The organism is Pontibacter chinhatensis (genome assembly GCF_900113285.1).
Lineage (GTDB): Bacteria > Bacteroidota > Bacteroidia > Cytophagales > Hymenobacteraceae > Pontibacter > Pontibacter chinhatensis.
Window position 1 is genome coordinate 503579 of the sequence record NZ_FOOT01000001.1, and the last position, 14518, is coordinate 518096.

Annotated in this window: 13 protein-coding genes; 8 read left to right on the forward strand and 5 right to left on the reverse strand. The window is 51.2% G+C overall.

The window, feature by feature from the left end:
• Positions 1 to 1060: 1060 nt before the first annotated feature.
• The 5 genes from BM040_RS02190 to tsaD all read right to left on the reverse strand — a co-directional run bounded on the left by BM040_RS02190 (position 1061) and on the right by tsaD (position 4624).
• Complete coding sequence (locus BM040_RS02190) at positions 1061 to 1564, reverse strand: HNH endonuclease (protein ID WP_092099437.1); 504 nt, start codon at positions 1562 to 1564, stop codon at positions 1061 to 1063.
• Between the two features lie 83 nt (positions 1565 to 1647).
• A complete protein-coding gene (locus tag BM040_RS02195) occupies positions 1648 to 2424 on the reverse strand; it encodes a C40 family peptidase (RefSeq protein ID WP_245756067.1) in 777 nt (258 codons plus the stop codon).
• A 181-nt stretch (positions 2425 to 2605) separates the two neighbouring features.
• Entirely contained in the window at positions 2606 to 3073 is a 468-nt protein-coding gene (gene smpB / locus BM040_RS02200) for an SsrA-binding protein SmpB (protein ID WP_092098578.1), read from the reverse strand.
• Positions 3074 to 3460, reverse strand: coding sequence for a thioesterase family protein (locus BM040_RS02205; protein WP_092098580.1), 387 nt, complete (start codon positions 3458 to 3460; stop codon positions 3074 to 3076).
• Positions 3461 to 3616: 156 nt separating this feature from the next.
• Complete coding sequence (gene tsaD, locus BM040_RS02210) at positions 3617 to 4624, reverse strand: tRNA (adenosine(37)-N6)-threonylcarbamoyltransferase complex transferase subunit TsaD (protein ID WP_175490947.1); 1008 nt, start codon at positions 4622 to 4624, stop codon at positions 3617 to 3619.
• Between the two features lie 65 nt (positions 4625 to 4689).
• Between tsaD and BM040_RS02215 the strand changes: the two genes are divergently transcribed.
• The 8 genes from BM040_RS02215 (at position 4690) to BM040_RS02250 (ending at position 14474) form a co-directional block, all read left to right on the forward strand.
• Positions 4690 to 9177 carry a translocation/assembly module TamB domain-containing protein gene (locus BM040_RS02215; RefSeq protein ID WP_092098583.1) on the forward strand — a complete coding sequence of 1496 codons (4488 nt, stop codon included), beginning with the start codon at positions 4690 to 4692 and terminating at the stop codon, positions 9175 to 9177.
• Positions 9178 to 9261: 84 nt separating this feature from the next.
• Positions 9262 to 10158 carry a cell division protein FtsX gene (locus BM040_RS02220; protein ID WP_092099439.1) on the forward strand — a complete coding sequence of 299 codons (897 nt, stop codon included), beginning with the start codon at positions 9262 to 9264 and terminating at the stop codon, positions 10156 to 10158.
• Between the two features lie 4 nt (positions 10159 to 10162).
• Entirely contained in the window at positions 10163 to 10381 is a 219-nt protein-coding gene (locus BM040_RS02225) for a DUF3098 domain-containing protein (protein WP_092098585.1), read from the forward strand.
• Positions 10382 to 11215, forward strand: a complete 834-nt coding sequence (locus BM040_RS02230) for an undecaprenyl-diphosphate phosphatase (RefSeq protein WP_092098587.1) — start codon at positions 10382 to 10384, stop codon at positions 11213 to 11215.
• A gap of 3 nt (positions 11216 to 11218) precedes the next feature.
• Positions 11219 to 11917 carry a tRNA pseudouridine(55) synthase TruB gene (truB, locus tag BM040_RS02235; RefSeq protein ID WP_092098589.1) on the forward strand — a complete coding sequence of 233 codons (699 nt, stop codon included), beginning with the start codon at positions 11219 to 11221 and terminating at the stop codon, positions 11915 to 11917.
• Entirely contained in the window at positions 11901 to 12833 is a 933-nt protein-coding gene (locus BM040_RS02240) for a bifunctional riboflavin kinase/FAD synthetase (protein WP_092098591.1), read from the forward strand. Before truB ends, BM040_RS02240 begins: the two co-directional genes overlap by 17 nt.
• A gap of 274 nt (positions 12834 to 13107) precedes the next feature.
• Entirely contained in the window at positions 13108 to 13806 is a 699-nt protein-coding gene (locus tag BM040_RS02245; RefSeq protein ID WP_092098593.1) for a CoA transferase subunit A, read from the forward strand.
• 11 nt (positions 13807 to 13817) lie between these two features.
• Positions 13818 to 14474 carry a CoA transferase subunit B gene (locus BM040_RS02250; RefSeq protein ID WP_092098595.1) on the forward strand — a complete coding sequence of 219 codons (657 nt, stop codon included), beginning with the start codon at positions 13818 to 13820 and terminating at the stop codon, positions 14472 to 14474.
• Positions 14475 to 14518 lie beyond the last annotated feature (44 nt).

Sequence of the window (14518 nt, forward strand, 5' to 3'; positions counted from 1 at the left end):
TGTAATTATATATCGCTGCTATACTTTACATACCCCCGCTGGCGCGAGTTTGCAACCCGTGCCTATCATGATGTTTGGTTTGTAACCCAACTGGCTTGAAAAGCCATACTTTATACTATACTTCGGCTATACTTGCTGGTTTATACTTTCGCTAGCGCGAGCTTGTGGCTCGTGTCTTTTTATACTTGGGCTATACTTTCCTAGCCGCCGCTTCCCGCAACTTGAACCAAGCTATCCTTACTAGCTGCCGTTCATCCTCTAGTTCCCACATACCTATTGTTGCATCTCTGGCTTTCTGCCCTCCCAGGCCGGGAGGCCTCGCCTTGGGGGTAGGGGCCCTCGATAAGGGCATCGCGCTGCTTTCGCTTCCTGCCCTCGGGCTGCCTTGCAGGCACCGGAACCTCTCGAGGCGCTCAACCCAAAGGCTGGGAAACAGTTCGATAGCTTCTGCCCCTGCTGTCATCTCGACCTTTGGGAGAGATCTATTTTAAATTCCACTCAATTCTCTCGCTGCTCGAGATGACACTGAAATGCTCGAGATGACACTGAAAGTAATAAGTATAATTCCCCTCCTCTGGACTAGCTAAAACGGGAGTTTTGAGCTAGCGAGCGCAGCTCTGAGGGGTGGGTTTATACTTTGCAGGGCGAGGTCGTGACCTGAACACACGATACCAGCAGCTACAAAGCTTATACTTTGGAAATGGCAGTTACAGACTCCCCGCCTTAGCCAAGGAGGGGTTAGGGGTGGTTGGGCCCGGTACTGCAAGTAGAAATGCACCGAATTTGAGCTACACTTCACTTAACATAATCTAAGCACCCTATCCCTTCTGAAGCATGCAACATAAGCAACTCCAAAGACTGGAAGACAAGAAAGGTACTCTTCTCGGTACTTAGGAAATATAAAGAACAACTGATTTAAACTTCTGGAGCCTAAAGTAGCATTCTCTATACTTTACTATTTTAAATCTTAGACAAAAACTAAAGCAATAGCCTCATTGTAGGCAGATTATTAACCAGTTACACAATGGCAGCTAAAGATATTAGCAACCATATAGTACAGTTAATAGGCCGCTCCCAGGTAAGTTTCCCAGTCATAGTTACCGGGGCTGAGGTGTTGCTGCAGAAAGGTTCGCAGCGAGGGACGGGTAGGTTTGCTGAGCAACTTCAGGCCGGCTTCTTCAGGGGTGCGGTCGCCCTTGCGGGAGTTACAGCGGGAGCAGGCAGTTACCAGGTTCTGCCACTTAGACTCCCCTCCCCTGGAACGCGGCAAAAGGTGGTCCAGCGTCAGGTGCTTGGATGAGCCGCAGTACTGGCAGGTAAAGTTATCGCGCCGCATAACATTATGGCGATTCAGGGCTATGCCGAAATAAGGTACCCGCACGTAGCGCTGCAGCCGGATGATAGAGGGAACGGGATAGGCTACTGTTACAGTATGCAGAAAGTTTCCATCTGATTTGGTGATGACCTCCGCTTTGCATAGGAAAACCAGCAAAAAGGCCCGCTGTACCGAGCATACAGCAATGGCACTGTAGTCTTGGTTAAGGATGAGTACTTTGTCTTTCATAACCGATTTCTGCTTTTTCGCCCACTCTTTTACGGATTTCGCCGGAAACCTGTAACACAAGGCGCAAAGAAATCGGCCGCGAATTAAAAATGAATGCGCTTGATAATGCGAAGGTTATGAGAGTAACGCTTGCGTTCTGCGTTGTAGATGCCATTATGATCGAGGGTGTCGATCCGCACTTCGCCGTGAGCGTGCATGATCTGCTGCCCCTCCAACACCAACCCCACATGTGTAATACGCCCCTCCGGGTTAGAAAAGTAGGCCAGATCTCCGGGCTGGGCCTGCGTTACAAAGTGCACCTCCTCGCCGTGGCTCACCTGCTGGTAGGCATCGCGGGGCAGTTGGTAGCCGCAAATACCAAATACCAGCTGTGTAAATCCAGAGCAGTCAATCCCGAAAATAGACTTTCCACCCCACAAATAGGGCGCCTTCAAAAAATTGTTTGCTACTTTAAGTAGTTGGGCAGCCGTCGCAGTAGAAGAAGGATTGGAAGCCCTGCCCGTGTACTGGTACCGCTCCTCGCCAACCCGTATACTCATGCCATCAAAGAAGGGCAGGTAACAGCCTATGCCTACCGGGATGCGCACATCAGCGTTGCTTACCATCTGCACCAGGTCCATGGCGCGTGGGTGTTGGGTGCTGCACCACTCTTTGTAATAGTCTGCGGATACGGGCGCATGCTGCTTCGCATCTATCCAACCACGGTAGCCGTCGGCGGCCAGTTGCAGCTGCAGCCAGTTACCATCGCGCCCCACCACCTCATAGCACTCCCCAAAGGTTAGCTGCGTCACAATTTCAGCTTTGTCAGATGTCTCGGCGCGCATGGGCACCACACTCAGCATACCTATTCCGTAGTCCACAATAGTTTAATTTTGAATGAGTGAATGAGTGATTGAATGAATTTTAAGTGAGCAAAAGAGAGATTGTATCAGTGTGTGTAAAGTATGGCGGAAGTATAAATCTATACTTTTTGGCCTTAAAAAGGCTTTAGAACAAATATACAGCTATTCACACATTCACTCAATCGCTCATTCAAAATTCCTAATATCCGCTGCGCTCCATGTCGCGCTTTACATCTTTGGCTTTGATGTCTTCCCGCTTGTCGTACAACTTCTTACCACGGGCCAGCGCAACCTCTACTTTAGCGAAGCCACGGTCGTTTATGTAAACACGTGTCGGGATGATAGTTACCCCCTGCTCCTCGGCTCCGCGCTCCAGTTTGCGCAGCTCGTTCTTGTTGAGCAGTAGCTTGCGGGTACGCATGGGCTCGTGGTTGTAGTGGGTTCCTTCGGTATAGGTGGAGATGTGCACGTTGTGCAGCCACAGCTCGCCGCGCGTAAACACGCAATAACCATCCTGCATGTTCACCTTACCTTCGCGTATCGATTTGATCTCGGTACCCATCAGCATGATGCCAGCAGTATACTTCTCGAGGAACTGATACTCGAACGAGGCTTTGCGGTTAACGATGTTAACGTGTTTCTTTATTCTGTCTTTCTCTTTCGCCATTTATACTTGCTTCGGCGCCAAAATTTTCGCCAGTTTTTCTTTTTTCAAAATTTTCTGACCGGTTTCTCCTTCGGCCACCAGTCTGTCTCCCACTTTTGCCGTGTAGCTGCAAATTACCTCATTCCCTTCATACTTTTCGAGCGTGGCCACAATCACCACATCCTCTCCTTCAAAGGCAGGTGCTTTATGGTTGATAGTTAAGCAGGTACCTACCCCCTCTTCATCCTCTGCTTTCAGCTCCAGCACAAACAAGCGGCCCGCCCACTCGGCAGCCTGCGCCAGCGAAAAGGTAGAGCAAACCGCATGCACCAGGCCATCATCAAAACGGGCAAAGTCTGCCGCTGTTACATGCTTTACATACGTTCGGGTGTCGCCGGGTTTGATCATCGTTATTCGTTGTTCGTTATTAGTTGTTAGAATCAGGACTTACAGGATAAAAGTATTAGCAGGATAATCAGGTTAAATACCGCTACTTCGTCCGCTGCTATCTTGACTTTCTAAATCCCAAACTTTCTAACTCTCTAACTCCAAAACTCTCTAACTTTAAAACCTCAGTCTCGGATCGGGGCTTACGTACTGGGTGGCGAAGTCGCCTTTAAGGTACTGGTAGTGAGCCGCTATGGCAATCATACCTGCATTATCGGTGCAGTACTGAAACGCGGGGATATACACATTCCAGTTATGCTTTACTGCATACTCTTGCAGCGTTCTGCGCAGACCGGAATTAGCCGACACACCACCGGCAATGGCTATCTCACGAATGCCTAAATCCCTGGAGGCCTGCTTCAGTTTCTTGAGCAGGGTTTTAATAAGCGTTTTCTGCACGCTAGCACAAATATCCGCCAGGTTGTCCTGCACAAAATCGGGGTTCTCTTTCGTTTTATCTCTGAGGAAGTATAAAACCGAAGTTTTAATGCCGCTGAACGAGAAGTTATACTCGGGCATGTTGCCTACCGGAAACTCAAAGGCATTCGGGTTACCCTGTGCGGCCATTTTGTCGAGCATCGGACCGCCCGGGTACGGAAGGCCCAGCATCTTGGCTGTCTTGTCGAAGGCCTCTCCCACGGCATCATCGGTGGTTTGCCCGATAATCTCCATATCCAGGTGGTCTTTTACAAGCACAATCTGGGTATGGCCACCGCTCACGGTCAGGCAAAGGAAGGGGAACTGCGGCTTGGGATCATCAATAAAATGGGCCAGAATGTGCGCCTGCATGTGGTTTACCTCAATTAAAGGGATACCCAGACCCAGCGCAAACGACTTGGCAAAGGAGCAACCCACGAGCAGCGCGCCCAAAAGCCCTGGCCCGCGCGTGAAGGCAACTGCATTTAGCTCACTTTTTGCTACATTTGCCGTAAGCAAGGCCTGAGAAACCACCGGTATAATGTTCTGCTGATGGGCTCTGGAAGCCAGCTCAGGAACCACACCGCCATACTGCTCGTGCACGGCCTGTGTGTTTACGATATTCGACAACACCTTGCCCCCACGGATAACCGCGGCGGAGGTCTCGTCGCAGGAAGATTCTATCGCTAGTATTGTAGGTTCTATCATCTTTGGAAAAAGAACAGTCAATAAATTACTTCAAAGTTATAGGAAAAGCTATTCTAAAAATAGTTTTGGGGCTGTTCCTGTTCCTTTTCCTGGTTTTTGCGGCAGTTTTCGTTGCCATACGGCTTCCCGGCGTGCAGACCCGGGTGGCCCAGGAAGTGGCGGCCTACCTCTCCAAGGCCACCAAGCACGAAGTAAGCGTGGGCCGCATAGACATTGAGTTTTTCAGTAACGTGGTGCTGGAGCAACTGCAGGTAAAAGACAACCACGAGCAGGAGCTTTTCTACGTGGGCCGTGCCGTGGCCAATATTGACGCCTTCTCCATCTTCAATCCAAACAACCTAAGTATAGGCACTCTCGAGCTGCAGGAGCCGCGGGCCAACCTGGTAAAGTATGAGGGCGCAGACAGCCTGAACCTGACCTCCTTCATCAAGGCCATGCAGGATTTGTTTGTAAAAGACACCACCAAAGCATCCAAGCCATTCCAGTTCGAACTGGGCGAGCTGGTTATCCAAAACGGCAGCTTCACCTACGACGACTTCAACTTCCCCCGTGCCGAGTACGGTATGGATTACCGCCACCTGGCCATCACTAACCTGAACGGTAGGTTTGATGAGATCCAGCTGGAGGATACGCTTAAGGTGCGTGTGACCGGCCTGCAGGCACTGGAGAAAAACTCTGGAACTAACCTGCACAACCTGGACACGCGCATGACCTACGCCTCCACCTTTTGGGAGTGGGACGCGCTTGATTTGCAGGTAAACGAAAGTAACCTGCAGAACCACGTCCGCTTCGACTATAGCACTTTCGGTAACTTCTCAGAGTTTATTGACAGTGTGCGGATGACGGCCGATTTGGAGAACAGCAAAGTATACGCACAAGACATTGCAGTATTTGCACCCCAGTTGAAAGACTATGATGAGGTGCTGCAGGTAAACTCATTGAGTCTAAGGGGCTACGTCAGGGATTTTGCGGCTACGGACGTGGATTTGAAGTATGGCCGCAACACGCATATTGTTGGCAGCATCAACGCCGACGGCCTGCCCAACTTTAAGGAGACCTTTGCCAACCTACGCCTGAAGTCCTCCACCATCAGCGCTGAGGACCTGAAACAGTTTCTGCCGCAGGAGGCCTATCAGATGGCCTCTCGTCTGGGCACTGTGCGGCTAGAGGGGCGCTTCCTGGGCTTCTACAACGACTTTGTGGCCAACGGGGAGTTCGGCACAGCCCTGGGCAACCTGCGATCCGATATCAACCTTAAAATAGATGACAACACCCGCACCCCCTCCTACAGCGGCTTTGTCACCACCAACGGCTTTAACCTCGGCCGTTTACTGGCCGCAGAAGACCAAATTAGCACCATCTCCATGAGCGGCCGCCTGCAGGGCTCCGGCTTTACCCTTAAATCAGCCAATGTAAAGGCCAACGTAGACATCCGGCAAATACAGCTCCTGGGCTATAACTATCAAAACATCAAAGCTGATGGCGTACTGCAGCAGCAGGTGTTCACAGGCGATGTCTCCATCAACGACCCGAACCTGATGTTTACGGCGAGCGGAAAAGTAAACCTTGCCGAGCGACAGAAGGCTTTTAACATGGTGGCGGACCTGGAACGCGTGAACCTGCAGGCACTGCAACTGACGCAGGAGCCTTTTCTGATCAGCGCTCAGGCTAACCTAAATTTCAAAGGGCTAAGATTAGACGACTTTGAAGGTACCGCCCGCCTGGATAGCGCCTCCGTCCGCTACAACGGCAACAGCCTTTCCCTGGATTCCATACTTGTTTCCTCCGAGATAAGTGCGGGGCAGCGATCCCTTGATTTATACTCTAACCTGCTGGATTTAAAAGTAGACGGCAACTTCAATTATACTACCCTGATAGAAGACCTGAAAACCCTGGTGCAGGAGTATAAACTTAACTTTGAGAGCAACGATGCAGCCACTGCCGCTTATTATGGCCGCAAGCAGCGGAGCACCGCCAGCGAATATGCGGTAAACTATAGCCTGAACCTGAAGAAGGCGAACCCCATACTGGATCTGTTCCTGCCAGCGCTAACTATCTCCGACAGCTCTCATGTAGAGGGCTCCTTCCGACACGATGCCACCGCCATACTTGAGCTCTATGCCGCCATTGACACGATCGTATATGACAGTTATACTTTGTATGGCAACAACGTCGAGCTGAATACTTCTAAAATGCTGGACAACCCGGATGTGCTGGCCGCGGCCCTCTTCACATCCGAGCGGCAGGAAGTACCAGGTGCAGGAGCCACTCAGAATTTCTTTGTGGAAGGCATCTGGAGCGAGCGCACCATACAGTTTGCCACCAGCGTGCGTCAGCCCCAGCAGCAGAACCGCGCCCTTATCACCGGCGACCTCAACTTTCTTCAGAACCAGATCCAGATCGTCTTTGACCAGTCGGACATCACCCTGCAGCAGAACGTCTGGGCTTTTGTGCCCGGTAACACCATTTATATAGCCGAGGCCGGCAAAAAACTGCTATTCGAGAACTTTGCCCTCACCAACCAGAACCAGGTCATCAGCGCCAATGGCGAGCTATCGCGTAGTCCGAACAGCCGCTTGGTACTGAACGTGGAGAATTTTAAGCTAGGAAACCTGAACCCGCTCCTACCCATGAAGCTGGCTGGCGTGGTATCGGCTGAGCTCACGGCACAAGATTTTTACGGAGAGGGTGCCATCAATGCAGCCATGCAGGTTGATTCTTTCTTCCTGGACAACGTGTTTATCGGGGATGTGGTGGGCAGCACCGACTGGACACGCGCCAAGCAAAGGGCCTCGGTGGACGTAGGTATTCAGCGCAACGCTAAAAAAGTGCTCTCGCTCACTGGCTTCTATAACCCGCAGGTGGAGGAAGACCAGCTCGACTTGCTGGCTGTCCTCGACCAGGCGAACCTGAAGCTGGTGGAGCCCGTGCTGACCGGGCTTTTCTCCAACCTGAACGGCGACATGGAGGGCCGTATCCGCATCCTGGGCAACCTGGACTACCCGGTGCTGAAGGGCTCGGTGATGGTTACAGGCGGGCAGTTCACCTTTAATTACCTCAACACCACCTACCGCTTCTCCGATCGCATTTACTTTGGCCCGAACAGCATCAGCTTCCGTAACGCGCAGTTGCAGGACCTGTTCGGCAACAAGGCCACGGTTACCGGGGGTATTGCCCACGACGGGTTCCGGAACATGGTAATAGACCTGGACGCGCGCTACCGCAACTTTATGGTGCTGAACACCACCGAGGCCCAGAACGAGCTGTTTTACGGAACTGCCTTTGCTACCGGCTCGGCCAGCGTGCTGGGCCCTACCACTAACCTGCAGGTACGTGTAAATGCCCGCAGCGACGCTAACACCCGCATCGTGCTGCCGCTCGATTACCAGACCGATGTCTCCAGGAAAGACTTTATCCGCTTTGTAAACAACAACCCAGAGGTGAGCACCGGCGTGAAGGTAGAGGCTGAAACCCGCAACGTGGACCTGTCCGGCATCAACCTGGACTTTAATTTGGATGTAACCGACAACGCATACTTCGAGATTATCATCGACCGCACCACTGGGGACGTGATCCGGGGCTCTGGTAACGGCGATATCCAGATGACCATCGACACACGCGGCGACTTTAACATGTATGGCACCTTCGAGATTACCCAGGGCGCTTATAACCTCAACCTGCTCGAAGGCCTGCTCACGCGCGAATTCCGGGTAGTGCCGGGTGGCACCATCACCTGGAACGGCGACCCAACTGCCGGCGTGTTGGATATGCGCGCCAATTATACACAGATGGCTTCATTCAGCCAACTTGTCGAAGGGGATTATTCAGGGCGTTATCCAGTGACCGCCCAGATAGACCTACGTGGCCCCTTGCTCACCCCGCAGATTCAACTCGGTCTCAGTTTCGACCAGTTGCCGCAGGAAGTGCAGTCCTCTCCCCTCCTATACCCTATCATCAACTCTATTAAGAGCGATGAGAGTGAGCTGAACCGCCAGGTGTTTAGTTTACTGGTATTGCAGCGTCTCTCCCCACAGGGAACTCTGGCATTTGATGGCGGCGTTGGAGCAGGCGCCGTGGGTGGAAGTCTGGGAAGCCTCCTCTCCGGACAGCTGAACAACTTTTTCAACAACCTCGATACGAACCTGGAAGTAGACATAGGCTTGGGAAGCTTGGGAACGGATGCCCTGGCGGCCCTCCAGGTACGCCTGAGCTATACTTTCTTTCAAGGGCGTTTGCGTGTGACCAGCGAAACCGGTTTTGGAACCACTCGCAATAATAACACGAGAGACTCGGGCACATACGTAGGTGATTGGATGCTTGATTACTACATTTCACAAACCGGTGAGCTACGGGCGCGCCTGGAATATAGCTCCACCCCTAATCTTTTTACCAGACGCATCACCCAAAGCCAAAGTATAAGCTTGCTGCACACCAAACGCTTTGATAACCTGCGCGACCTGTTCCGCAGTGAGAAAAAGGCCCGGCGCCAGCAACGCCTTGAAATGGAGCGGGACCGGATTATACTTGACTCTGACCCGCGACTGGAATTATAGTATAGCATCTAATTTTAGCCGCTTTGTGCCCTACGCTGCACATTTGTGAAATATATTTCTAATTTTGTGAGCAAGGCAAGCGCTATGGCAACGAAAGTAAAGCACATTAAAAAGAAGAAACTGGGTAACTACCCGCACCTGATGGTGGTGTTCAGCATTACGCTGGCCCTCTTTGTAATCGGTGTGTTCGGGTTGCTGCTCATCCACGCGGAGAAGCTGTCCCAACGGGTAAAGGAAAGTATAGAAATGCAGGTATACCTGGACCGCGACCTGACGGAGGTGCAGCGGGTAAGGCTGCAAAAAGCCTTTGCCGCCAAAGAATACATCGCCTTCCAGAACGACACGGCGCAGGTGCGTTACATTTCCAAGGAAGAAGGAGCCAAGGCGTTTCTGGATGAAACCGGCGAAGACTTTATGGCCTTTCTAGGCGATAACCCCCTGCGCGATGCTTACGTGCTGCGTATCGATGCCAACCACTCCAGCTCCGCCATGCTTAAAAGTATAAAATCAGACCTGGAGGAGATTGAGGGTGTGTATGAGGTGCAGTACGTGGAGAGCCTGATTGAGTCCATTAACCAGAACATCCGCAAGATCAGCATCATACTGCTGGGTTTTGCTGCTATACTTGTGCTGGTGGTTATTATCCTGATAAACAACACCATCAAGCTGGCACTCTACTCGCAGCGTTTCTTGATACGCAGCATGCAACTGGTTGGCGCCACCTCATTCTTCATACAGCGTCCCTTCCTGAAGCGCGCGGCCTGGCAAGGCATGGCAAGTGGTATTCTGGCTTCTGTGCTAATCTTCGGCCTGATGCACTATGCCTATAACGAAATCACTGAACTGCAGCTGCTCCGCAACGATGAACAAACCTACATCCTGATGGGTGCGCTGGTGATACTGGGTATGATTATTGGCTTTATGAGCTCTTACCGTGCCGTGCGCAAGTACTTGGGTATGTCTTTAGACGAACTATACTAATATAATGGAGGATAAGAAAAACAACCTCGCCTTTGGCAAGAAGAACTATGTGCTGATGCTGGCAGGAATTGCCGTTCTGGCACTTGGTTTCTTTATCATGACCCTGGACAAGGAGCAGTATGGCCTTGGCTTCCTGGGTATCACGCTGGGCCCGCTGGTAGTGCTAGCCGGTTTCGCTATTGAATTTTTCGCCATCATGGCAAAGGATAAAACCAAAGAATAAATGAGTGTTTGGCAGGCTATTATTTTAGCCATCGTTGAAGGACTAACCGAGTTCTTACCTATTTCCTCTACAGGACACATGATTATCGCCTCCAGCCTAATGGGCATTAACGAGTTGCCGATAACAAAGATTTTTACCGTAAACATACAGTTTGGAGCTATCCTGTCGGTAGTGGTGCTTTACTGGCGCCGTTTCCTGCAGAGCACCGATTTTTATTTTAAATTGCTGATTGCCTTTGTGCCGGCGGCTTTGTTGGGCTTTCTCTTCAACGACATCATTGACAGCATGCTGGAGAGCGTTCTGATAACAGCCATTATGCTGCTGGTGGGCGGCGTGGTACTGCTGTTTGTAGACAAATGGTTCCGCCACGCTAACAGCGAGAAAGTAACCTACAAGAATGCTTTTTTGATAGGCCTGGCACAATGTCTGGCCATGATTCCGGGCGTTTCCAGGTCGGCGGCCTCTATTGTGGGCGGCCTGGCCCAGGGCGTAGACAGAAAAACGGCAGCGGAGTTTTCCTTTTTCCTGGCCGTGCCCACCATGCTGGCGGCTGGCACCTACAAACTTCTGACTGACCTGCTAGGCTTGGAAATCTCTGACCTTTTGAGCTTTGACCTCGTTAAAATACAGAACAGCTTCAAAGTTATTACCTCAGATGACCTGCAGCTCTTGCTGGTTGGTAATTTTGTGGCCTTTATCGTAGCTATGATCGCCATCAGGTTCTTTATCAGCTTCCTGACAAAGTATGGCTTTAAGCTATTTGGCTACTACAGAATTGCACTGGGAATTGCCCTGCTGGCCTTATTGGCTATGGGTGTGGATTTAAGAGTATAAACTATGCAATACGACTTTGCCGCCGGCGAAATACTGCTCATTAACAAACCACTCGGCTGGACTTCCTTCGATGTGGTGAAGAAGGTGCGGAACACTATCCGCGAGAAGAAGGTAGGGCATGCCGGTACACTGGATCCGCTCGCTACAGGGCTGCTTATACTTTGCACCGGCAAGTTTACCAAGCGCATCGACGAAATCCAGGGACAGGAGAAAGAGTACACCGGCATCATTCGTCTCGGGGAAACCACCCCCTCCTACGACAGGGAGACCGAAGTGATAGAGACATGTGCGTTCGATCACCTCTCTGAAGAAAGTATAAAAGAGGCTGCTAAGGACTTTGTTGGCACCATTGAGCAGGTGCCGCCTATTTACTCGGCCGTACAGATAGATGGGAAGCGCGCTTATACATTGGCTCGCAAAGGCAAAGACGTTGAGCTGAAGTCGCGTACAGTAACGATACACGCCTTCGACATTATTAGTATAGATGGGCCGGAGGTCGCGTTCAGGGTTGTTTGCAGCAAAGGTACCTACATTCGCAGTCTGGCACACGATCTGGGCCAGAAATTAGGCGTGGGCGCCCACCTTTCCAAGCTCGAGCGCACCCGCATCGGGGAATATAAACTCGAGAAGGCCCTGACAATAGAAGACATCGTAGCGATTCGAAAAAAGCAGCTGGAGGAAGCGAATGGAAGTAATTCGTAGTATTGCTGATTTCCCTGAGTTGAGCCACGCTGTTGTTACCAGCGGCACTTTTGACGGTGTGCACGTGGGCCACCAGAAAATTCTGCGCAGGGTAATGGAGCGCGCGCGCCAGAGCAACGGGCAGAGCGTGGTGATTACCTTCTGGCCGCACCCGCGGCTGGTGCTCTTCCCGGAGGACAATAACCTTCGTTTGCTCTCTACCATTGAAGAGCGCATCGAGCAACTCCGCAGCTTCGGCATCGATTACCTGCTCATCATCCCCTTTACAAAGGAATTCTCCCGCACCTCCTCCCGCAGCTTCATCACCGATATACTGGTACGCGCCATCAATACCAAGGTGCTCGTCATCGGCTACGACCACCGCTTCGGCAAGAATCGCGAAGGCAGCTTTGAGCACCTGAAAGCGCGCTCGGAGCAATATGGCTTTGAGGTGGAGGAAATTCCAAGACAGGATGTGGATGATGTGGGCGTTAGCTCTACCAAGATCAGAAAAGCACTGGAGATCGGTGATATAGAGACGGCCAACAGCTACCTGGGGCGTCCATATAGCCTGACTTCTGTGGTGGAGCAAGGCGATAAAATTGGCCGCACCATAGGCTTTCCAACCGCAAACCTGGCACTCCCCCCTACTCACAAACTTATACCCGGAGATGGCGTTTATGCTGTGTGGGCTACCGTTAAAGGCCAACGCTACCCAGCCATGATGAATATCGGCCTCAGGCCCACCGTAGATGGCAGGAAATTAAGGCTCGAAGTGCACCTTCTTGATTTCCAAGGCGACTTATACGGCAAGGAGATGACGGTGCATTTTGTAGAACAACTGCGCAAAGAACGTAAGTTCGAAAGCCTGGACTCCTTAAGGCAACAGCTCGAGAAGGATAAACAGGCAACGGCACATGTGTTGGAAAGCAGGTAAGTTAAGAGCAAGAACAACTAGAGAAAGCGGCTATACATGTAGTCGCTTTTTTTGTGAATTACCGGTTCCAGCGTATATGTATGGAATTAACTCATGCTCTGGCCGACATATACTTTGGAAAAGAGAAGGAGGTGTAATGCGAGGGATGTTTTCTGTGAAATCACAGCTATACCACTTAATAATCACAACCTATTCAGGCAAATAACGAAGAGTATATTTAGGTATTGGCTTTTTTATATATAAATTAAAGCTGGGTAGAAAACTACAAAAAACTATGATCAACAAAACTGTTAAAAACGCACAGGAGGCACTGCGGGGCGTTGAGGACGGCATGACTTTGATGCTTGGCGGCTTTGGGCTTTGCGGCATACCTGAAAATGCCATTCGGGAGCTGCTGCGCCTGGGTGTAAAGGAACTCACCTGTATTTCTAACAACGCCGGCGTAGACGACTTTGGCATTGGCCTGCTGCTACAACAGCGACAGGTAAGAAAAATGATTGCGAGTTATGTAGGCGAAAATGCGGAGTTTGAGCGGCAACTACTTAGCGGCGAACTGGAGGTAGAGCTGATTCCGCAGGGTACGCTGGCAGAGCGGATTAGAGCCGGCGGAGCCGGTATCCCAGCGTTCTTTACACCTGCCGGGTTTGGTACTGAAGTTGGCGAAGGCAAGGAAAGCCGCGAGTTTAATGGCAAAATGTACCTGCTGGAGGAGTGGCTCAAAGCCGACTTCTCCTTTGTAAAAGCCTGGAAGGGTGATACCGCCGGGAATCTTATCTACAAAGGAACTGCCCGCAACTTTAATCCTATGATGGCCGCAGCCGGTAAGATAACAGTAGCAGAGGTAGAGGAACTTGTGCCTGCCGGTGCACTTGACCCAAACATGATCCATACCCCCGGCATTTTTGTGCAGCGCATCTTCCAGGGCGAGGGGTATGAAAAAAGAATAGAACAGCGAACTGTAAGAACTGCTTAACCCTGAACAAAATGGCTTTAGATAAACACGGAATAGCGAAGCGTATAGCAAAGGAGCTCAGAAACGGCATGTATGTGAACCTGGGCATCGGCATCCCTACTTTGGTAGCCAACTACATACCAAAGGGTATAGAAGTGGTGCTGCAGTCAGAAAATGGTTTGTTGGGGATGGGCCCCTTCCCTACCGAAGATGAAGTGGACGCTGATTTAATTAACGCGGGCAAACAGACGATAACCACACTGCCGGGCTCTTCCATCTTCAGTTCAGCCGAGAGTTTTGGCATGATACGGGGCGGGCACGTGGACCTGACCATACTGGGCGCCATGGAGGTATCCGAAACCGGAGATATCGCCAACTGGAAAATACCGGGCAAAATGGTGAAAGGTATGGGTGGCGCGATGGACTTGGTGGCCTCGGCAAAGAACATCATTGTGGCCATGCAGCATACCGCCCGCGACGGCTCCTCCAAACTACTGAAAGAGTGCTCCCTACCTATTACCGGACTTAACTGCGTGAAAAAAATCGTGACGGATCTGGCTGTGCTTGAGGTAGTGGAAGAAGGCTTTAAGTTACTGGAGAGGGCTCCTGGCGTAACGGTTGAGGAGATAAAGGCCGCTACGGAAGGCAATCTGCTTATTGAGGGCGAAATACCGGAGATAGAAGTATAAACAGCTGCCTCCACACGATCTAAAACAGAGAAGCGCAGCCATAA